General features: G+C 61.4%; 19 protein-coding genes and 1 pseudogene. 9 read left to right on the top strand and 11 right to left on the bottom strand.

The genetic code is table 11. The features are described 5' to 3' along the window. Window positions 1–29 precede the first annotated feature (29 nt). Window positions 30–1,397, bottom strand: a complete 1,368-nt coding sequence (locus tag Q352_RS0103780; protein WP_028498196.1) for an L-serine ammonia-lyase — start codon at window positions 1,395–1,397, stop codon at window positions 30–32. A 91-nt stretch (window positions 1,398–1,488) separates the two neighbouring features. Continuing rightward, a complete protein-coding gene (gene dtd, locus Q352_RS0103775; RefSeq protein ID WP_028498195.1) occupies window positions 1,489–1,941 on the bottom strand; it encodes a D-aminoacyl-tRNA deacylase in 453 nt (150 codons plus the stop codon). Between the two features lie 129 nt (window positions 1,942–2,070). Here dtd and yaaA point away from each other — a divergent pair, with 129 nt between their 5' ends. From yaaA to Q352_RS19660, 3 genes are all read left to right on the top strand, one after another. Then, window positions 2,071–2,853, top strand: coding sequence for a peroxide stress protein YaaA (yaaA, locus tag Q352_RS0103770; protein WP_028498194.1), 783 nt, complete (start codon window positions 2,071–2,073; stop codon window positions 2,851–2,853). A 210-nt stretch (window positions 2,854–3,063) separates the two neighbouring features. Next, the gene (locus Q352_RS0103765; protein WP_028498193.1) at window positions 3,064–3,813 is read left to right on the top strand and encodes a 3-oxoacyl-ACP reductase family protein; all 750 of its coding nucleotides are present in this window, start codon (window positions 3,064–3,066) and stop codon (window positions 3,811–3,813) included. A gap of 62 nt (window positions 3,814–3,875) precedes the next feature. Further along, a complete protein-coding gene (locus Q352_RS19660) occupies window positions 3,876–4,808 on the top strand; it encodes a TlpA disulfide reductase family protein (RefSeq protein WP_084299815.1) in 933 nt (310 codons plus the stop codon). Here the strand turns inward: Q352_RS19660 and Q352_RS0103755 are convergent. Continuing rightward, window positions 4,793–7,009, bottom strand: coding sequence for an OsmC domain/YcaO domain-containing protein (locus Q352_RS0103755; protein WP_028498192.1), 2,217 nt, complete (start codon window positions 7,007–7,009; stop codon window positions 4,793–4,795). The genes Q352_RS19660 and Q352_RS0103755 overlap by 16 nt on opposite strands. A 502-nt stretch (window positions 7,010–7,511) precedes the next feature. Here Q352_RS0103755 and Q352_RS23190 point away from each other — a divergent pair. Beyond that, window positions 7,512–8,066: a hypothetical protein gene (locus Q352_RS23190; RefSeq protein ID WP_156952458.1), complete on the top strand. Its 555-nt coding sequence runs from the start codon at window positions 7,512–7,514 to the stop codon at window positions 8,064–8,066. A 120-nt stretch (window positions 8,067–8,186) separates the two neighbouring features. Here the strand turns inward: Q352_RS23190 and Q352_RS22640 are convergent, their stop codons facing one another. Then, window positions 8,187–9,134, bottom strand: coding sequence for a LysR substrate-binding domain-containing protein (locus Q352_RS22640; protein WP_244879552.1), 948 nt, complete (start codon window positions 9,132–9,134; stop codon window positions 8,187–8,189). Window positions 9,135–9,249: 115 nt separating this feature from the next. Between Q352_RS22640 and Q352_RS0103740 the strand changes: the two genes are divergently transcribed. Genes Q352_RS0103740 through Q352_RS0103730 form a run of 3 tightly spaced genes read left to right on the top strand, consistent with a single transcriptional unit; the run spans window position 9,250 to window position 10,993 of the window. Next, window positions 9,250–9,828, top strand: a complete 579-nt coding sequence (locus Q352_RS0103740; RefSeq protein ID WP_028498190.1) for a hypothetical protein — start codon at window positions 9,250–9,252, stop codon at window positions 9,826–9,828. Further along, window positions 9,803–10,129, top strand: a complete 327-nt coding sequence (locus tag Q352_RS0103735; RefSeq protein ID WP_028498189.1) for a hypothetical protein — start codon at window positions 9,803–9,805, stop codon at window positions 10,127–10,129. The genes Q352_RS0103740 and Q352_RS0103735 overlap by 26 nt, the downstream gene beginning before the upstream one ends. Before the next feature lie 18 nt (window positions 10,130–10,147). Continuing rightward, window positions 10,148–10,993 (top strand): MBL fold metallo-hydrolase, encoded by an 846-nt coding sequence (locus tag Q352_RS0103730; RefSeq protein WP_028498188.1) that lies wholly within the window; start codon window positions 10,148–10,150, stop codon window positions 10,991–10,993. 133 nt (window positions 10,994–11,126) lie between these two features. Here Q352_RS0103730 and Q352_RS0103725 read toward each other — a convergent pair whose 3' ends face one another. The 3 genes and pseudogenes from Q352_RS0103725 to Q352_RS19655 all read right to left on the bottom strand — a co-directional run bounded on the left by Q352_RS0103725 (window position 11,127) and on the right by Q352_RS19655 (window position 13,024). After that, entirely contained in the window at window positions 11,127–11,330 is a 204-nt protein-coding gene (locus tag Q352_RS0103725; RefSeq protein WP_028498187.1) for a hypothetical protein, read from the bottom strand. A gap of 128 nt (window positions 11,331–11,458) precedes the next feature. Next, window positions 11,459–12,133 carry a glutathione S-transferase family protein gene (locus tag Q352_RS0103720; RefSeq protein WP_211249595.1) on the bottom strand — a complete coding sequence of 225 codons (675 nt, stop codon included), beginning with the start codon at window positions 12,131–12,133 and terminating at the stop codon, window positions 11,459–11,461. Window positions 12,134–12,271: 138 nt separating this feature from the next. Next, window positions 12,272–13,024: pseudogene (locus Q352_RS19655) on the bottom strand (SDR family oxidoreductase). 125 nt (window positions 13,025–13,149) lie between these two features. On the opposite strand from Q352_RS19655, the gene Q352_RS19650 reads away from it, so the two are divergent. Continuing rightward, window positions 13,150–14,106 carry a LysR family transcriptional regulator gene (locus Q352_RS19650; RefSeq protein ID WP_169735631.1) on the top strand — a complete coding sequence of 319 codons (957 nt, stop codon included), beginning with the start codon at window positions 13,150–13,152 and terminating at the stop codon, window positions 14,104–14,106. A 107-nt stretch (window positions 14,107–14,213) separates the two neighbouring features. On the opposite strand, the gene Q352_RS0103705 is transcribed toward Q352_RS19650, so the two are convergent. Continuing rightward, window positions 14,214–15,137 (bottom strand): AraC family transcriptional regulator, encoded by a 924-nt coding sequence (locus Q352_RS0103705; RefSeq protein ID WP_028498185.1) that lies wholly within the window; start codon window positions 15,135–15,137, stop codon window positions 14,214–14,216. A 64-nt stretch (window positions 15,138–15,201) separates the two neighbouring features. Between Q352_RS0103705 and Q352_RS0103700 the strand changes: the two genes are divergently transcribed. Beyond that, on the top strand, window positions 15,202–16,512 hold the full coding sequence (locus Q352_RS0103700; protein ID WP_199905525.1) for an NADH-dependent flavin oxidoreductase: 1,311 nt from the start codon (window positions 15,202–15,204) through the stop codon (window positions 16,510–16,512). Window positions 16,513–16,819: 307 nt separating this feature from the next. Here Q352_RS0103700 and Q352_RS0103695 read toward each other — a convergent pair whose 3' ends face one another. Genes Q352_RS0103695 through mobB form a run of 3 tightly spaced genes read right to left on the bottom strand, consistent with a single transcriptional unit; the run spans window position 16,820 to window position 19,403 of the window. Next, window positions 16,820–17,683 carry an alpha/beta hydrolase gene (locus Q352_RS0103695; protein ID WP_211249594.1) on the bottom strand — a complete coding sequence of 288 codons (864 nt, stop codon included), beginning with the start codon at window positions 17,681–17,683 and terminating at the stop codon, window positions 16,820–16,822. Between the two features lie 2 nt (window positions 17,684–17,685). Further along, window positions 17,686–18,909, bottom strand: coding sequence for a molybdopterin molybdotransferase MoeA (locus tag Q352_RS0103690; RefSeq protein ID WP_233495202.1), 1,224 nt, complete (start codon window positions 18,907–18,909; stop codon window positions 17,686–17,688). After that, window positions 18,906–19,403, bottom strand: a complete 498-nt coding sequence (gene mobB, locus Q352_RS0103685) for a molybdopterin-guanine dinucleotide biosynthesis protein B (RefSeq protein ID WP_028498181.1) — start codon at window positions 19,401–19,403, stop codon at window positions 18,906–18,908. Before mobB ends, Q352_RS0103690 begins: the two co-directional genes overlap by 4 nt. Window positions 19,404–19,543 lie beyond the last annotated feature (140 nt).

Raw genomic sequence — 19,543 nt, 5'->3', positions numbered from 1 at the left:
AGACGGCGCCATCGCAGGCACCGGGACCACTAGCACTCGGTAATGTTCACGGTCACGGCCAGCCCGCCCAGTGAGGTTTCCTTGTACGTGGTTTTCATGTCGCGCCCGGTCGCCAGCATGGTCGCGATCACGGTATCCAGCGACACCTTGTGCTGGCCGTCTTCGAGCAGGGCCAGTTGCGCCAGCTTGATGGCTTTTTCCGCCGCAATGCCATTGCGTTCGATGCACGGAATCTGCACCAGCCCGCCGACCGGGTCACAGGTCAGCCCCAGGTGATGCTCCATGGCCATCTCGGCCGCATTCTCGACCTGCGCCACCGTGCCGCCCAGCACGGCGCAGTACGCACCGGCTGCCATCGAGCAGGCCACACCGACCTCGCCCTGACAGCCGACCTCGGCGCCGGAAATCGACGCCCCCAGCTTGTACAGCATGCCCAGCGCGCCGGCCGTGGCCAGGAACTCGATCACCTTGTCATCGCAGGCCGACGCGGCAAAATGGCGGAAATACTGCAGCACGGCCGGCACGATGCCGGCAGCGCCATTGGTCGGCGCCGTCACCACTCGTCCGCCGGCCGCGTTTTCCTCGTTGACCGCCATCGCATACAGCATCGGCCACAGCAGATTGTCCATGCGACCGGACAACTGCTGCGACACCATCTTGCGGAAGATGCCCGGCGCCCGGCGGCGCACATCCAGCCCGCCCGGCAGGGTGCCGTCATGCCGGCAGCCCGCCTCGATGCAGTCGCGCATTACATTGGCGATTTCCAGCAGCCCGACACGCACTTCGTCCGGATGCCGCCAGCAGGCCTCGTTGGCCAGCACGATCTGGGCAATGCTCTTCTGCTCACGCCGGCAGTGCGCCAGCAGCTCGGCGCCGGTGGCGAACGGGAACGGCGGCGGCGACAGCGTCGCCAGCGGCGTGCCGAACTGCGCCTCGGTGACAATGAAACCGCCACCGATCGAATAATAATGTTCGTGCTGCAGCACTTCGCCGGCAGCGTCGAACGCCTGGAAGCGCATGCCGTTCGGATGCAGCGGCAGCGCCTTCAGCTTGTTCAGATGCACATCGCGCGCATAGTCGAACCCGATATCGTGCCGCCCGGCCAGCTTCAGCGCCGCCCCCTGCCGCAGCTCGGCGGTACGTGGCAGCAGCCGCAACGGGTCGACCGTCGGCGGCAATTGCCCCTCCAGCCCCAGCAGCATGGCCGGCACCGTGCCGTGGCCTTCGCCGGTCAGGGCCAGTGAACCATAAAAATCCACCTGTACGCGGCTGACGCGGTCGAGCAGGCCGGCGGCGTCAAGATCGGCGGCAAACGCGGCGGCAGCCTTCATCGGCCCCACCGTGTGCGAACTGGACGGGCCGATGCCGATCTTGAACATGTCGAATACGCTGATCATCGCGTGTTTCCTTGCTGCGTATGCATTGAGTAGCTTCCCGCGCCCGACCATGCCGGTCAGCCACGCGGGACAAATAACAAACCGCCCCCGGTTATTCCGGGTTGCGGGAATCGAGCAACATCGTCACCGGTCCGTCATTGACCAGTGACACCTTCATCTCGGCGCCAAAAACGCCGGTCGGCACCGGCTTGCCGAGTTCGACCGTCAGACGCGCAACAAATTCGTTGAACAGCGGCAGCGACACCTCCGGCGGCGCCGCGCGGCTCCATGACGGGCGAGCGCCTTTGCGGCAGCTCGCAAACAGGGTGAACTGGCTGACCGCCAGCGCCTGTCCATCGATATCGGCCAGCGAGCGGTTCATCTTGCCCGTGCCGTCCTCGAAAATCCGCAAACCGACCAGTTTTCGCACCAGCCAGTCAATATCTGTCGCATTGTCGTCACCTTCGATGCCGACCAGCAGCAGCAGCCCCGCGCCGATGGCGCCGACGACCCGTTCTTCCACTTCCACCCGGGCCTGTTCCACCCGTTGCAGCAATACGCGCATGACTCTCCCCGATTCAAGGTCGGAATATTAGCAAACACAAATATTTTTGGGTGAGGGATAGCGCACCGATTTGGCGCGCCGGGCCGATTTTCCTACAATCGCGCCTTCCCCTATCGCGAGGACCGCCCGATGCAGATGGTCATCTCTCCCGCCAAGTCACTGGATTTCACCACGCCTGCCGCCATCGCGACAGCCAGCATGCCGCCCCTGCTCGACCGTTCGTCGACACTGGTCAGACTGCTGAGCCGCAAGAGTCCGCAAGACCTGTCCGCGCTGATGGGCATCAGCGACACGCTGGCGCACCTGAACGTTGCCCGCTTCGCCCAGTGGCATCCCGACTATGCCGCGCCCGAGGCCAAACAGGCCGTGTTCGCCTTCAACGGGGACGTCTACGACGGGCTGGATGCCGCCTCGCTCGATCACCCGACCCTGGACTGGCTGCAGACACGGCTGAACATTCTGTCCGGCCTGTACGGCATCCTGCGTCCGCTCGACCTGATCCTGCCCTACCGGCTGGAGATGGGCACCCGGCTGGCCAATCCGGCAGGAGCCAACCTGTATGCGTACTGGGGCGATACGCTGACCTCGCTGCTGAACGAGCGGCTGGCGGCCGACGACAGCCCGGTAGTGGTCAATCTGGCCAGCGACGAGTATTTCAAATCGGTCAGGCCGAAGAAACTCTCGGCCCCGGTCTGGACGCCAGTATTCCAGGACAGCAAGGAAGGCGGGCCGTACAAGATCGTCAGCTTCTGGGCCAAGCGCGCCCGCGGCCTGATGGTGCGCTGGATTGCCGAACACCGGATCACCCGGCCGGAGGCATTGCGCGATTTCGACAGCGATGGCTATCGCCATTGCGCTGCGGCCAGCGACGGCACTACGCTGGTGTTCCGCCGGGAGCATGCGTCGCGCTGACGGGAAGAGTCAGGCCGGAACCGCCTGACTCAGTCCGTGCAGGCAGGTCACTGACATCATCTGGCCGGGCGGCGGTCCGGGGAACCAGTCCCGGCAGATTAATCAAATCGGGAACATCGAGCAGACTGTCCCCCGGCATTTCGGGATACCTTCCGGATTCCACACGAGGGCAGCCCGCTTTCACCCTCAACCCCAGTCAGGAGACAACACATGTCGGCAACCCACCCCCTTCAAGGCAAGGTCGCATTCGTTCAGGGCGGTTCACGCGGCATCGGCGCTGCCATCGCCAGACGTCTTGCACGCGAAGGCGCAGCGGTAGCCCTCACCTACATGGCTTCTGCTGAGCGGGCTGAAGCCGTCGTCGCCGACATCACGGCAGCGGGAGGCCAGTCCATTGCCATTCGTGCCGACAGTGCGGATGCCGCTGCCTTGCAGCAGGCCGTACGCCAGGCGGCAAGCCACTTTGGCCGGCTCGACATCCTGGTCAACAACGCCGGGGTGCTGGCCTGGGGAACGACCGAAGACCTCTCGCTGGAGGACTTTGACCGCACCCTGGCAATCAACGTGCGCAGCGTGTTCGTTGCCAGCCAGGAAGCGGCGTGTCATATGCAGGAGGGTGGCCGCATCATCAATATCGGCAGCACCAACGCCGACCGCATGCCGGTGGCGGGCGGGGCGGTTTACGCCATGAGCAAATCGGCGCTGGTGGGGCTGGTGAAAGGCATGGCGCGTGACCTCGGCCCGCGCGGCATCACCGTCAATAACGTGCAGCCCGGCCCCGTGGATACGGAAATGAACCCGGACGCAGGCGAGTCTGCCGAGCAGCTGAAAGCACTGATGGCGCTGCACCGCTATGGCAAGGCGGAAGAGATTGCCGGCTTCGTCGCCTATCTGGCAGGCCCGGAGGCAGGGTATGTCACCGGCGCAAGCCTGAGCATCGATGGTGGCTTTGCCGCCTGAACGGCAGGAAGTCCGAAAAGCCCCCCGGGCCGCCCCGGGCGGGACGCAATAACAGGAAAGCCATGCTGAGCTTCAATCTGGGCCCCCTGGCCATCCCCTTCTCAGTCGCGCTGTCGGGGTGCGCCTGGCTGATGGCCCTGGGTGCCGGTTATCTGGCGGGACGCCGTCAGCGCATCAGCGTGGCCGGGCCCCTGAATGACATGCTGCTGTGGGGTCTGGTTGCCGCCCGCCTGGGCTTTGTCGCGATCTGGTTTGAACAGTACCGGCCACAGCCATGGGGCATGCTGGACATACGCGACGGGGGATTCAACCTGTGGGCCGGCATCGGCGGCGCCCTGGCCTGGGCGATGTGGCACGGCAGCCGTCAGCCGGCCCTGCGCCGGCCACTTGCCATTGCCCTGCTGGCCGGAGCACTGACCTGGGGAGCGGGCAAGGCATGGCTGACCGGCAATGAAACACCTGCGCTATCGGCGCAAGCACTGGCTACCCTGTCCGGCCCGCAGACCACCCTGCCCGCACTGGCCGAAGGCCGGCCGGTGGTCGTCAGCCTGTGGGCCAGCTGGTGCCCGCCTTGCCGCCGCGAGATGCCTTTGTTGCAGGCAGCCCAACAGCATGAAAACGACGTGCGCTTCATCTTCGTCAATCAGGGCGAAACTACCGCCGCCGTGCAGCAGTACCTGCAGACGGAGAAGCTGCAACTGGAAAATGTGCTGCTGGACCCCGCCGGCCAGCTGGGAAAAACGTACCGCTCGGTCGCACTGCCCACCACGCTGTTCTTCGATGCCCGGGGAAAGCTCGTGGCTACCCATCTGGGCGAGCTGTCGGCGGCCTCGCTCGCCAGCAAGCTGGAACCGCTGCGCCGCAAACCATCGCCCTGGCCCCCGGCAATACCGGCGGCTGACGAGGCGGCGGATTCTGCACAGCGACCGCCCGTCCTGCACCGCCTGGCGGAGGCCGAAGCGCGCAGGGCGTCATCTGCTCACTCTGGTATTTGACCGGACAAAGACGCCATCCGCGCCCGCGCCATGTGCAGCTTTTTGTAGCTGTCGATCAGGCGCTGATGGCGGTCGAGCCCGTCCAGATTCATCCCCGTTGGCGTCAGGCCAAAGAAGCGCACGCTGCCGTCCACGGACCCCATCACCGCATCCATCCGCGGGTTGCCAAACATCCGGCGGAAATTGACCTCGTAATCGGCCAGTTCCAGGTCGTCGTCCAGCAGCACCTCCAGCACCACATGCAGGGCCTGATAGAACAGTCCGCGCTCGACCGTGTTGTCGTTGTACTGCAGGAAAGCGCCCGCCAGATCGTGCGCCTCATCAAACTGCTTCAGCGCAAGATTAATCAGCAGCTTCAGCTCCAGAACCGTGAGCTGACCCCAGTTGGTATTCTCGTCAAACTCGACGCCGATCAAGGTAATGATGTCGGTGTATTCATCCACCTCGCTGTCTTCCAGCCGATTCAGCAAGGCTGCCAGCGCGGCATCGTCGAGACGGTGCAGGTTCAGGATATCGGCGCGGAAAGCCAGCGCCTTGTTGGTGTTATCCCAGACCAGGTCTTCCACCGGATAGATTTCCGAATACCCCGGCACCAGGATGCGGCAGGCGATCGCACCGAGCTGGTCATACACCGCCACGTACACTTCCTTTCCCATGCCTTCGAGAATGCCGAACAAGGTAGCGGCTTCGTCGGCATTGGCGTTTTCGCCCTGACCGGAGAAGTCCCACTCGACAAAATCGTACTCCGCTCTGGCGCTGAAAAAGCGCCACGACACCACGCCGCTGGAATCGATAAAGTGTTCGACGAAGTTGTTCGGCTCGGTAACGGCGTGACTTTCAAAGGTCGGCCGGGGCAAATCGTTCAGCCCTTCAAAACTGCGCCCCTGCAGCAGCTCGGTCAGACTGCGTTCCAGCGCCACTTCCATGCAGGGGTGCGCCCCGAAAGAGGCAAACACACCGCCGGTACGCGGGTTCATCAGGGTGACGCACATCACCGGATACTTGCCGCCCAGCGATGCATCCTTGACCAGCACCGGAAAGCCCTGATTTTCCAGCTCGGCAATGCCGGCCAGAATGCCCGGATATTTCGCCAGCACGTCCTGCGGCACATCCGGCAGCACGATTTCGCCTTCGAGGATTTCGCGCTTGACCGCCCGCTCGAAGATCTCCGACAGACACTGCACCTGCGCTTCCACCAGCGTGTTGCCGGCGCTCATGCCGTTGCTCAGGAACAGGTTGTCGATCAGGTTGGTCGGGAAATACACCACTTCACCATCCGACTGGCGCACATAAGGCAGCGCGCAGATACCGCGTTCGGTATTGCCGGAGTTGGTGTCGTACAGATGCGAGCCGCGCAGCTCGCCATCCGGGTTGTAAATCTCCAGACAGTATTCATCGAGCATCCCGGCCGGCAGCGCCCCCCTGTGGCCCGGCTTGAACCAGCGCTCGTTCGGGTAATGCACGAACGCCGCGTTGCCAATGTCCTCACCCCAGAACTGGTCGTTGTAGAAGTGATTGCAACTCATCCGCTCGATGAACTCGCCCAGCGCCGAGGCCAGGGCACTTTCCTTGGTCGCACCCTTGCCATTGGTAAAGCACATTGGCGAATGCGCATCGCGAATATGCAGCGACCACACGTTGGGAACCAGATTGCGCCATGAAGCGATTTCGATCTTCATGCCCAGGCCGGCCAGAATGCCCGACATGTTGGCGATGGTCTGCTCCAGCGGCAGGTCCTTGCCGATGATATAGGTGCTCGCATCCGCATCCGGGTTCAGCGTCAGCAAGGCCTGCGCATCGGCATCGAGATTCTCGACTTCCTCGATCACGAACTCGGGCCCGGTTTGCACAACTTTTTTCACCGTGCAGCGGTCAATGGAACGCAAAATGCCCTGCCGGTCCTTGGCGGAGATGTCCGCCGGCAGCTCGACCTGGATCTTGAAGATCTGCTGGTAGCGATTTTCCGGGTCGACAATGTTGTTCTGCGACAGGCGGATGTTCTCGGTCGGAATGTTGCGCGTGTCGCAGTACAACTTCACGAAGTAGGCCGCACACAGGGCCGATGAGGCCAGAAAGTAATCGAACGGCCCCGGCGCCGAACCATCGCCCTTGTAGCGCACAGGCTGGTCGGCAATGACCGTGAAGTCATCGAACCTGGCTTCAAGGCGAAGCTTGTCAAGAAAATTGACCTTGATTTCCATGTGGGAATTCCAAAATAGCGTGCAAAACGAGTTGGCCGCCATTATCCGGTTTTTCCAGCAGGAAAGCCGTGCTTCTCGGCTGTTCGGAGGGCTCCAGTGCTGGCGCTGACAGTGGCAGACGATGCGTCAAAGACCGGGTGCATCACAATGCCGCGCCTGCCTCGCTCTTCAACAGGGGGGCTTTTCAGGCGCTACATCACGCTTGTGATGCTGCAGCGGGGACCTTCATCTGTCCGGCAGGCAACCTGCCGTTCGATGCATTTACACCTGAGCCGCAGGTGAACGGCTGCTGCTGAGCTGGCAAAGGCCGGATGCTCTGGGCCGGCTGCGACCGATGACTTGTTTCTTATGATGGCTTTCTGACTGCAAGTCGGCCATTGCAGTTATTTATGACAAAGTTGTAGCATGGCTGCTTACGGCCAGAAGCTACCCTTTCTCAACAATGCCAAAAAGTGGTCGTTTTCGCGCTAATCAAGTAGTCTAAAGATAACCGTTAATCCAAATGAAACGCACAAAAGCTGAATACGAAAATGACGTCAATTCCATTTTGGTCGGAAGACGGCTAGCAGGAGTGCGATATTTCGAAATTCGGTACCACACTGATAAACCGAACTATCAGGACGATTCGTTCCAAGGGCACCATTTGGATTATGGTTGTGATTTAGAGATGGAAGATGGGTCAACGGTTGGGATTGTCTGGGATGGGGAATTCTTCCAATACGGGATTGGCATATTGAGGTCGTCACTTTCAAGCCAGCTCACGGACTTTATGAGCTGGGATGTAACTGCTAACCAATACTGGGCGCCATTGATTGGGAAAGCTGTAAATGAAGTTAAAGTTTATTGGTCGTGGGCTCGCTACGAGGGTAGAGAAATAAAAGAATATCCTCAAGACCTGGAAGTTGCTTTTGAGGATGGTTCGAAAATTTATCTCTCAGCATCCCAATACAATGAAGAAACAGATACATTGTGGGGTATGTCAGATGATGTGGCGGTCGTATTTTCCTTAGACATTGCCAAGAGGTATTGCATAGGACCCTATGCGGATAACAACTGAATCGGCCTCCCCTGTCCGCTTTCCCAGGGGGCAGCGTCCGCTCAGGGTCGGTAGCGGTCATTGGCCAAAGCTTGAGCCAACGGCCGCTTGGGCCAATGCCCCGCCCAAAGCCAGTGCTCACTATCCGGTTGTTGCGCCCCGTGCTTCGTCAAGAATCCACGTCGAAAATGCCCGTACTGGCCCTTCACTCAATTCGATCCGCTCAGGCAGAACGAGGCAGAAATTTTTGGCAATCGTCTTGCCCTCAGGCCAGGGCGTGACCAGACGACCTTGCTCTAGCTCGGCCCCAACGTAAAGCCGCGGTACCAATGCCACGCCCAGGCCGGCAAGTGCGGCCTCAATCAGCATGGAATGGAGGTCGTAACGTGCACCAATTGCCGAATTGGTCAGCGTTACACCTGTCTCTTGAGCATAAATCTGCCAGGCATGCGGGTTTTGCCGCCGGTGAAGGCGTGGCAGCGCGTCCAGCGGCGCATGGGCACCGGCATCTTCAAGAAGCTGTGGGCTGCAGACCGGTACAAGCACCTCTTCCAGCAGAGGATGCAGATGCATGCCCGCCCATGCCGGGTGTTCAAAATGAATGGCCGCATCGAAACCGCTACCTGCCAGCAGGAAGGGCTCCATCCGTTCTGCGATATGCACCGTAATATTTGGATGCTTGTTCTGAAAGCGTTTCAGCCGGGGGATAAGCCAGCGGGTGGCGAAAGTCGGAATGGCCGCGATCTCAATGCTCGCGCCCTCACTCGGCTGCCCCATCAGATACAGGCTGTCCCGTTCCAGGCGCTCCAGCGTCTCACGCACCTGTGCCGCATAGCGCGCGCCATTGGGGGCAAGCCGTACACGGTTTCCCACACGCTCGAACAGTACCGCCCCCAGAAATGCCTCCAGCCGGGCAATCTGGCGGCTGACCGCGCCCTCTGTTCGTGCCAGTTCTTCCGCCGCGCGGGCAAAGCTGCCATGCCGGGCCGCAGCCTCAAATGCCTGGAGCGCGGAACTGCTGGGAATTTTACGTCGCATTGAAGTCTCGCCGATCAAAATGGATTCAAAGTCAGCTTGATTAAATATCACTGAAGGCTGACTTTATTTCGTTATATAGGCCGAAAACATCAGACTACCATGATGTTACTGCAATGAGCATCACGTGTTCGCGGAAGAATGCTTAACCGTAACGAAGGAAAATCCGATGATCTATACCGTGGAATGCAGCTTCGCCGATCCTGCCAGCGAAGCCGAATGGAACGACTTCTACAGCCTTGAAAAACTGCCCGCGCTCATCTCGGTAACCGGCTTTCATTCCTCGCAACGTTTCAAATCGATCAGCGAAGGTTGTCCCGTCTACCTGGCCATCCACACGGTGGACGGCCTTGATGTCCTGACGAGAGAGGAATATCGCCGCAAAGGCGGCGGCAATTTCGCGCGGTGGCAGCAACAGATCACCGACTGGCACCGCAATCTCTACAGTGACATTGGTCTGGCGCCGGCAGTCCATGCCGACGAACTCCTCGTTCTGGGTACAAAGGGCCCCGACTCGCTGATTGCGATGGGCCTCGAACCGCTGGGCATGCAGGCCGTTGCGCTGGAAAAGTATCCGGAACGGCGGTGGCTCGCCATCCTGCCCCGGAGCAAGCTCCACCTTGTCGAGACGCTCCCGGAGGGCGTAGACCTGTACGAGCCGATGACGACGCAATTGACCCGCGCCGGTGCCCTTCCGGCCGGGGAAAACAGGCAGGCCAGCGATGCCAAACCTGACCTTCTACATTGACGCGGGCCAGATGCCGTCCGAAGAGTGCCTTGCCGGGCTTTCCCGCGACTGCATCAAGCTCTGTACCGGAATCCTTGAGGCGCAACTCAAAAATGTTCATGTCATTTATATCAATGTACAACCCGGCCAGGGGCATCCCGTCTTTGCGGAAATCCGGTATCGCCTTGAGGTGTTTCGCACACCTGCGGTCATGAACCGGTTCATGACCGCTTTGGACAACACCATCGCTCATCACACGGGTCTTGCCGCGCGCATTCGGTGTTTTGGTTATGCCGCGTCAAACATTTACGCCCGAAACTAACCGCTCTGGAGACGTATTGTGTCCATCCTTGCCTTTCCCGGTCAGCAGGTCGGGGATTTCACGGTCACCGCAATCAGCGATGGCTACCTCAATGCCAGCCTCGATTTCCTCTCGAACATCGACGCGTCCGAAGCGTCCGGAATCCAGCGCGATGCGGGTCAGAATGAGCCCTCTGCGATACATATCAACTGCTACGTGATACGCAGCGCCGGGCGCACCATTCTTGTCGATGGTGGCGCTGGCGGTATCAAGCAATGGGGCGGGCGGCTGCAGGCCAATTTGTTGCTGGCTGGCATCGAGCCATCCATGATCGATACCATCCTGCTCACGCACGCCCACCCCGACCATGTCGGCGGGCTGGTGAATGCTGCCGGACAAGTGATTTTTCCGAATGCGGAACTGGTTGTGCATCGGCGCGAGGTCAAGTTCTGGCAGGACGACGCAAATCTGGCCCGTGCCAGTGAGCGGGCGCGCGGTAATTTCCTGATCGCGCGTCAGGTATTCCACGGCTATAGCGACAAGCTGCGTACTTTCGATAAAGGAGAGGTGCTCTCCGGGATCAGCGCGATGCCGTTACCAGGGCATACCGACGGGCATACCGGATATATCGTCGAATCCCGTGACCAGAGTCTGCTTGTCTGGGGAGATATCGTGCATTTTCCGTATATCCAGATTCAGCGACCGGACGTGTCGATTGCATTTGACCAGGACCCATCCCTGGCAGCCGCCACCCGATCACGTCTGCTGGACAGGGTCAGTTCCGAAGGGCTTTTGATCGCCGGCATGCATCTGGGAGAGGCCGGTTTCGCGCGAATCAAGCAAACAAAGGGGAAGTACGGGCTGTTTTACGAGACCGAAGCGTGAGGGCGCAAACAGAAGCGACCCTGTCTGAGATCACTCCCGCACTCCACACCTGGGCGACCACGAAAACGTTGATGCCTGCATAACGGTCTTGGCCGCTTCGGCCGAGCTGCACGCCTGGCCTGTTCGGCCGGTCTCAAATAACGGATACGTCGAACTCATCCGAATCGGCTATCGGGCGGTAGTGCGAATACAGCATGCAAGACGGCGGTGGTGACGAGCCCAAAACAGGCTCTGCCACGGCCGCCGCACGAGGCTGGATTTCCGTTTGCTCTGAGATCTCCAGTGCATCGTCTACCTCAATCAGCTTGAGGGGCGGCTTCAGGCTGGCAAGCGTCATTCGTAATACCAGAATAAAATGACGCGTTCGCGCATTGGAAATCCTCGCTCAAGCCAAACCCATCGTCGAGGTATGACTCCGGTCTGTTCCCGAGCATGCCGACCCGGCCAGATACGGCTGGAGGCGTCTTAAACCTCCTTCATCAGCAAGGCTTGCTGACGCTGCAAGTGCGCCTGAAAAAGCGCCGGATAATCTGCGGAAACTGCAGCGCTCACGCTCGCTCTCGCACTGAGCGCTTTGCGCCAGGCATTGACCCCGGGAAAGTCTGTGAACAGCGATTCGGTGCTATCGGTTTCCAGCACATCGAAATAGCGGAAAACGGGCGCAAAAACCGCATCCACCATGCCAAAGGCCTCACCCGCAAAGTACGGGCCAGACCCGAGAATCTTTTCGAGTTGAGCCAGTTTGTCCTTGAGCGAAGCGGCTTTCAGATCGGCGCTAGCTTGATCCCTGGCGTTCAGATACCCCCAGGCCTCTTCCAGGGTTGCGGAGCCAAATTCAATCCATGCTCGGTGCTTCGCTCGCATCAGAGGATCATCCGGATAGAGGCCGGGACCGGGCCGGGTTTCCTGCAGGTATTCGCAGATAGCCACACTCTCGAACAGTATTTCCTCCGCGCCATATGCATCCTGCACCTGAAGCAGGGGGACTTTGCCGGTCGGTGAAATCGCCAGAAACCAGGCGGGTTTGTCACCAAGATCCACATTGATGCGATGAAACGGAACCTGTTTTTCGAGCAACACGATGGCGGCTCGCTGAACGAAGGGGCACAGCGGGTGGCTGATCAGGGTAAGCGTGGGCATTGTCAGGTCGGGTTTTGAAGGGTGGGATCGAGGAAGGGGCGCGGGGATATTCGCCACGCCCCTCCTGCCTGTTGGCTGCGGTCTTGAAGCCGAGGGCTTGTTACCGAATGCGGCGACCTGGACGCCAGCCTTGCGTGGTCAGCGGTTGAGCAGGCGGCCGCCATCCACGACGATTTCCGAACCGAGCGTCCAGCGGGACTCGTCGGAGGCCAGATACAGCACCGCCTTGGCTACCTCGTCGGCGGTACCGAAGCGGCCGAGCGGGATAGTGGCGGCGATGTCCTTGTTCACCTGCGCGCGATAGGCATCGGGGATGCCGAGCTTGTCGTACAGCGGCGTTTCGACCGGGCCGGGACTGACCGCGTTGACGCGAATCCCGCGCCCCAGCAATTCCGTCGACAGCGTCTTCGACATGTTCAGGAATGCGGCCTTGGTGGCGGCATAGACGGAAGAGCGATCCGCGCCGGCATGCGCGCTGACCGAGGTTGTCAGGATGACGGAGGCGGGATTCGCAAACACCGGCAGCAGTGCCTGAAGCAAGAAATACGGCCCCTTGACGTTGATATCGAAGGAACGGTCGAACATCTCTTCCGTCCATTCCTCGATCGGCAGCCACATGGATACGCCGGCATTGAGGAAGGCGACATCGAGCTGGCCGTAGTGGTCCTTGACGGCCTACGCCAGTTCCCTTTGCGCAGCGACGCTGGCCGAGTCAGCGCGCAGCACCGGAACCTCGGGCCCGAGTTCAGCCCGGGCCTTTGCGATTGAATCGGGATTGACGCCCGTGACGATGACGCGAGCGCCTTCGGCCAGGAACTGTTTTGCGGTTTCCAGACCGATGCCGCTGGTGCCACCGGTGATGAGCGTACGTTTACCTTGCAAGCGTGACATTGTGTTCTCCATTCAGTAACGACCACGGTGGTCGGCAGGGAGAAATGTGCACCTATGCTTCAATCTGGATAAGATGGTCGTATTGAATATATTTAATGCCCTGAGTGCATGAATACGGAGGCTGCGTGGACCGATTTCTCTTGATGACCTGCTTCGCGCGCGCCGTGGAGACCGGCAGCTTTTCTGCGGCAGGACGCGATCTGGGCCTGGGGCAACCCAACGTCAGTCGCTACGTGGCAGCGCTGGAAGACCACCTGCAAACGCGGCTGCTGCACCGATCCACGCGCAAGCTGTCTCTGACGCCGGAGGGCGAACGCTACTACGCCGACATCCGGCGAATCCTCGACGCGGTGGAGGAGTCCGAATCCTCATTCAGGAGCAATGCCGATCCGTCAGGGCTCTTGCGCGTCGCCTGTCCCACCGCGCTCGCCCATGCCTTCGTGTTGCCACACGTGCCGGCATTCCTGGAGCGTTATCCCAGACTGACGCTGGATCTGCAGATCAACGATCGCTACGTGGACCTCGTCAATGAGGGGACCGAACTCGCGATTCGCATCGGACAACTGGAGGACAGCGCACTCCGCGCCCGGCGCATCGGGTCGTACGAACGCGTCTTCGTGGCCAGTGAGGATTACCTGGCCAAACGCGGGATTCCCCGGACACCTGATGATCTGCGCGAGCACGACTGCGTGGTCTACACCTTGCTGGCGTCTGGTGCGACATGGCGCTTCCGCAATACCGAAATTCCGGTTTCCGGCAGGCTGAGAGTGAACTCGCCCGACGCCGTCCGCGCAGCAGTCACCGCGGGACTGGGGGTTGGGCACGGACCGGCATGGCTGTTTGACGAAGGCTTGAAGAGCGGGCGCCTGAAGTACATCCTGACGGGATATTCAGCACCGGCTGTCCCTGTGCAGATCGTCTATGTCGCCAACCGGCTTCTGCCAACCCGGGCAATCGCGTTCATGGACTTCATCGCCGATGTGTTTTCGGAGATCCCGGCTTTCAATGAGGCCACTCCATCGTCCAGGCTGCAGGGGAATGATTACCCTCGCTCTGGCCGATATCCGGGCACTGAGGTTTAAATAGGCTTTCAGGCATCACGGCTTCGGCGGCGGCGGCGTCGGTCTTTGCATTGTGTCGGCACGTGGTGGTTTCCATGCCGAAGGCCCTCTGGCACAGGTGGCCGCTCTTAGTGGCTTTGTCCGTCTCTCGCCCAACTGGATTCCCGCATCCGCTTGATATCGCGATTCGGAGGATCTCCGAATAATCGGCTGTACTCCCGACTGAACTGTGATGCGCTCTCGTACCCGACACGTGTCGCCGCACTGCCCGCATCCAGATTCTCATTGAGCATCAGTTGCCGGGCATCGAGTAGCCGCAGGTTCTTCAGGTACTGCAAGGGACTCACGCCGACCACTGCACGAAAATGCTGCCGAAAAGTTGAAGGGCTCATGTGAGCTTTGGCCGCGAGATCATCTATCAGCACGCTCTCTGTGTAGTGCTGTTTCAGCCATGTGACCACCTTGGCAATTTGCTGGCTCGGCGAGCCTATCGCAACGAGACGGCGCAGGTTGGAGCCATGCCCCCCATGCAGCAAGCGAACGACGATCTCCTGCTGGATCAGGGGGGCGAGGAGAGGAATCAGTGATGGCTCGGCGAGCAGCCGGAGCAAGCGGGTCAGCGCATCCTGCAGACCTGGCTCCAGTGCAACAAGGGATACTCCTCGTGCCGTCGAGGCCTGGAGCGGGGCCGCAAACTCCATCTCCGCCGCCATCTGGGCAATAAGACGAGCATCCAGTTCCAGCCAAATCCCGAGGAAAGGTTCTGCGGCGCTGGCACGAGTGACGTACGCCACCACGGGCATGTCCACGGTGGTGATAAGGGATTGTCCGACCCCGTAGTCGAAGACCTCATCGCCCAGTGTGATCCGCTTGCCGCCCTGCACGATCAGCGCAAGGCCCAGGCCATAAATGCAGGGCATCGGATCGGTGGTGGAACTGCAGCGACGAAGTTTCAGCGCTGCAATCGGTGTGTCGTAGTCTCCATCGATTTGTGCAATGTTGCCCACCAGACTGACAAGTTCTCCGATGTCAGGCTTTGCTTCAATGGTCACTGGATACCTCCATGAAAACTTGTGTTTTCCTTTGTGTTTCGTGATTGAAGCTTAGCATTGCCGAATGCAGACCAGGCCCTTCATTGATCGAAGCTCATCACATCAGGCAAGAAACGCGACGGTTTTGGCAAACGGAACCAAGGCATTCAGGAACACACTGCTTGCCATGGGAGCACAAACCACCGCAGAGCGCTTTTTCAACGATGGAGATCCGATTCAAATGACCCAAACCATATCGAGACTGCTTCAGCCTTTGGCTTTCAAGAACGGCCTGACCCTGCGCAACCGCGCTGTGATGGCACCGATGACGACATGGTCGGCGAATCCGGATGGCAGCATCTCCGACCAGGAGGTGGCCTACTACCGCGCTCGCGTCAACGGTGTTGGCATGGTGGTGACGGGTTGCACGCACGTGACGCCGGACGGCATCGGCTTCACTGACGAATTCGCCAGTCACGATGATCGCTTTATTCCCAGCCTCCGTCGCCTGTCGGAAGCAGCCAGGAGCGGCGGAGCGCCAGCCATCTTGCAAATATTCCACGCCGGCAACAAAGCCTTGCCACACCTCGTGCCGGATGGTCGCGTTGTCAGTGCCAGTGCGCTGAAGGTACCGCCCAGCCCGTTCAATAGCGCCGAAGTGACCAGTCATGCGCTGAGCAAGGAAGAAATCGAAGGGATCATCCGAGCGTTCGGCGAAACAACTCGTCGCGCCATTGAGGCAGGCTTCGACGGCATCGAGCTGCATGGCGCTCATGGCTTTCTCATCCAGAACTTCTTCTCGCCCATGTTCAACCAGCGCGAGGATGAATGGGGTGGCTCGCTCGAAAACCGTATGCGCTTCCCCCTGGCCGTCGTACGCGAAGCACAGCGGGTCATCGCCGAACACGCCAAGCGGCCATTCCTGCTGGGCTACCGCATCTCACCGGAAGAGCCTGGCGAAGGAGCGCTACGGATTGGCGACAGCTACGTGCTGATCGACCGGCTGATCGAGGCGGGGGTCGATTACCTTCATGCGTCGCTCTTTGACATTCCGAATGCCAGACCTGCGGACTACAGCGGCGAGCAAACCACTGCCGAGCTGATTGTTGAGCACGTTGCCAACCGCATTCCCTTGATTGCAGCGGGTCTTATCCGGACGCCCGATGATGCCGAAAAAGCACTCGCGACGGGCCTGGAGTTGGTCGCAATCGGACAGGGGCTGGTGATGAATCCGAAATGGGTAGAACTCGCCACCGAAGGACGGGGAACAGAGATTGCCACAGCGCTCGATTCCGACCGCGTGCCGCAACTGACGATCCCCGACAAATTGTGGGGCGTCATTCAGGTGGCCAAGGGCTGGTTTCCACTTGTTGAGGCAACACCACCTGCCGCTTGATGACTCCTCAACGCAACCAGGCACTCAGTCATCTTGGGGCCAACTGCCTTCGGTTTCTGCGTCTGACCTTCAGCAGTTGGTCGGGCTGACTGAGCTCTTCAAGCACCGTCACCAAATAAGTCCAGCATGCAGTGATTGCCAGGTGATCAATTGAATCGAGCCAGATTTTGTTGAGACCGCGCGGGCTGCTTTTGGCGCTGCATATGCCACTCAAGCAAGGAGGGCTGAACAGCAGCTTTGGCCGAACAGCAGCCTCCCAAGGCCCCCAAGCGAAACTCGCCCGGTTGCAAATCCGCCCCCCATCCCCTCATGAACGCCCCCCCGACAAACACCCCTCAATCCACCCAATCAACTCATCAATAACCCGGTCGCGATCCAGATCATTCAGCGTCTCATGGTAGTTGTCCGGATACAGGGCCAGATCGACATCGGCCGAGCCCACGCCAGCCGCGAATTCGCGGCTGCCGTCCGGCTCGGTCAGTCGGTCGGCGGTGCCATGGAACACGCGTACCGGCAGCGTCAACGTCTGCCGGCCGGCCGCAATGCGGCGCATGGCCACGATCAGTTCGGCGCCGGTTCGCGCCGGTACGCCACAGTGATGGACCAGCGGGTCGGCACGGTTGTCGGCAACCACAAGCGGATCGCGGGACAGCAGCGCGGCGTCAATGCGCCGCACCGGCAGGCCCGGCGCAAGGCGACCGATCACCTGGGCGACGGCAATCATCCAGCGTGGTACGTCGGCACCGAGCGACAGCGCCGGGCTGCTCAGGATCAGCCCGGCCAGCGCCACCCCGCTGGCGGGCAGGCGCTCGATCGCCCATAGCGCGGCAATTGCGCCGCCCATGCTGTGTCCCATCAGGAACAGCGGCACGCCGGCCGGACAGTGGCGGCCGGCCAGTGCCAGCAAGGCTTCGGCATCGTCCAGGTAGTCATCAAAATGGCGCACCCGCGCCCGGGCGCCGGCCGAGCGGCCATGGCCGCGCAGGTCGACCGTGACCAGCGAGATGCCGGCCCGGTTCAGCCGCTCGGCAAAGGCAGCATAGCGGCCGCCGTGTTCGGCCAGCCCGTGCACCAGCGCCACTACCGCGCGCGGGGCGGCAGCGGGCCAGATCCGTCCGGACAAGGCCGTGCCGTCACGGCTGCTCAGGGCCTGTTCCAACGCGGCCGTCACGCTCAGACCAGCGCCGACATCGGCAGAAAATCAACCAGATCACCGGGTTTGACCGTCCGGCCCGGCGCCAGCCGCACCAGCCCGTCCGCCCACGCGCACGAGGTCAGCACGCCCGAGCCCTGGTGCGGGTAACGTTCGACGGCCAGGCCGCCATCGTCCTGCCCGACCAGCCGGGCGCGCAGGAATTCGGTCCGGCGCGCATCCGCCCGCGTCCAGTCGAAGGCTGCCGGCAGGCGCAGCGGCAGTGGCAGGCGCACGGCGGTGCGTCCCATGCGCTGGCGCAGGAAGGGCACGATCAGCGTCAGCAGGGTCACGTAGCCGGACACCGGGTTTCCCGGCAGGCCGATAAAGTCGGCGGCACCAATGCGGCCATAGGCCAGCGGCTTGCCGGGCTTGATGGCGATCTTCCACAGATGCAGCTCGCCCTCGCGCTCGACGGCGGTCTTGACATGATCTTCTTCGCCCACCGACACGCCGCCGCAGGTCACCACCACATCGGCACTGGCCGCCGCATCGCTCAGCGCCAGCCGGGTCGCCGCCAGGCTGTCCGGAATGATGCCGAGATCGCGGATCTCGCAGCCGATCTGCGCCAGCAGACCGCGCAGCCAGTAGCGATTGGAGTTGTAGATGCGGCCGGGCTGCAGGCGTTCGCCCGGCTCGGTCAGTTCGTCACCGGTAAAGAACACCGCGACGCGCAACGGCCGGAACACGTCGACATCCGGTACGCCGACCGACGCGATCAGGCCGATATCGGCCGGCGTCAGCCGTTTGCCGGCAGCGACAATCACCTGGCCATGGCCGATGTCCTCGCCGGCGCGGCGGATGTTCTGTCCGATGCCCGGTGCATGCAGGATGCGGACCCGGTCGCCGTCGAGCTCGCTGTCTTCCTGCATGACCACCGCGTCGGCGCCGGCGGGAATCGGGGCGCCGGTAAAGATGCGCGCCAGGGTGCCAGCCTTTAGCGGTCCTGGCTGGCTGCCGGCCGGCACGCGCTGGCTGACTTCGAACGTGACGCCGTCACGCCAGTCGGCCACGCGCAGCGCATAGCCGTCCATGGCACTGTTGTCGTGTGGCGGCACGTCGATGCCGGACACCACCTCGTGCGCCAGTACCCGGTTGCGGGCGCGGATCAGCGGCACGGTCTCGGTGTCTTCGAGCGGACGCGCACGGGACAGCAGCCAGTCGGCGGCGGCCTCGAAGTCGAGCATGGTGGAAGCAGCGGTCACGGCAAATACCTTTCTGTAATGAAGGCGACGACACCCTCGACGTCGTCGCGATGAAACACGGGCAGCGCATCGCCAATGGCGGTCGGCAGGTCGGTCACGACCGCCCGCACGCGCGGATCGGCAGGTGCCAGTCGCGGCCGGCCGGCCGTGCTGTCGACGACCTCGAGCTTGTCGATCGCTTCGTTCTTGAAGCCTTCGACCAGCACCAGATCACACGGCGCCAGTCGGCGCACATGCTCGTCCAGTGCCATGTCGTTGGCATCGGGCACGGTCTCGATCAGCATGCGTCGGGCCGGTGTCACCAGCATGACCTGTGCGGCGCCGGCCTGCCGGTGTCGCCAGCTGTCGCGACCGGGGGTATCGAAATCGGCATCGTGATGGGTGTGCTTGATCACTGCCACCCGCACACCGGCCGCCGTCAGTCTGGCGACGACTTTCTCCAGCAAAGTGGTTTTGCCACTGCCGGAATATCCGGCGAATCCAAGGACCTGCAACGGCGCCTCCAGGACAGCGTACCCGGCGGGGCCGGGGCTGGCAAAAATTCAATAGCGGCTGGGCAGCCGCCAAAAGTAAATGACTATGGTCTGAAATTCTGGACGATTCCCCCCGGGGCGGCAACCGCCCCGGTCAGGCT

It is taken from the genome of Microvirgula aerodenitrificans DSM 15089 (assembly GCF_000620105.1).
Classification (GTDB): domain Bacteria; phylum Pseudomonadota; class Gammaproteobacteria; order Burkholderiales; family Aquaspirillaceae; genus Microvirgula; species Microvirgula aerodenitrificans.
This window is presented reverse-complemented; position numbering and strand designations above follow the sequence as displayed.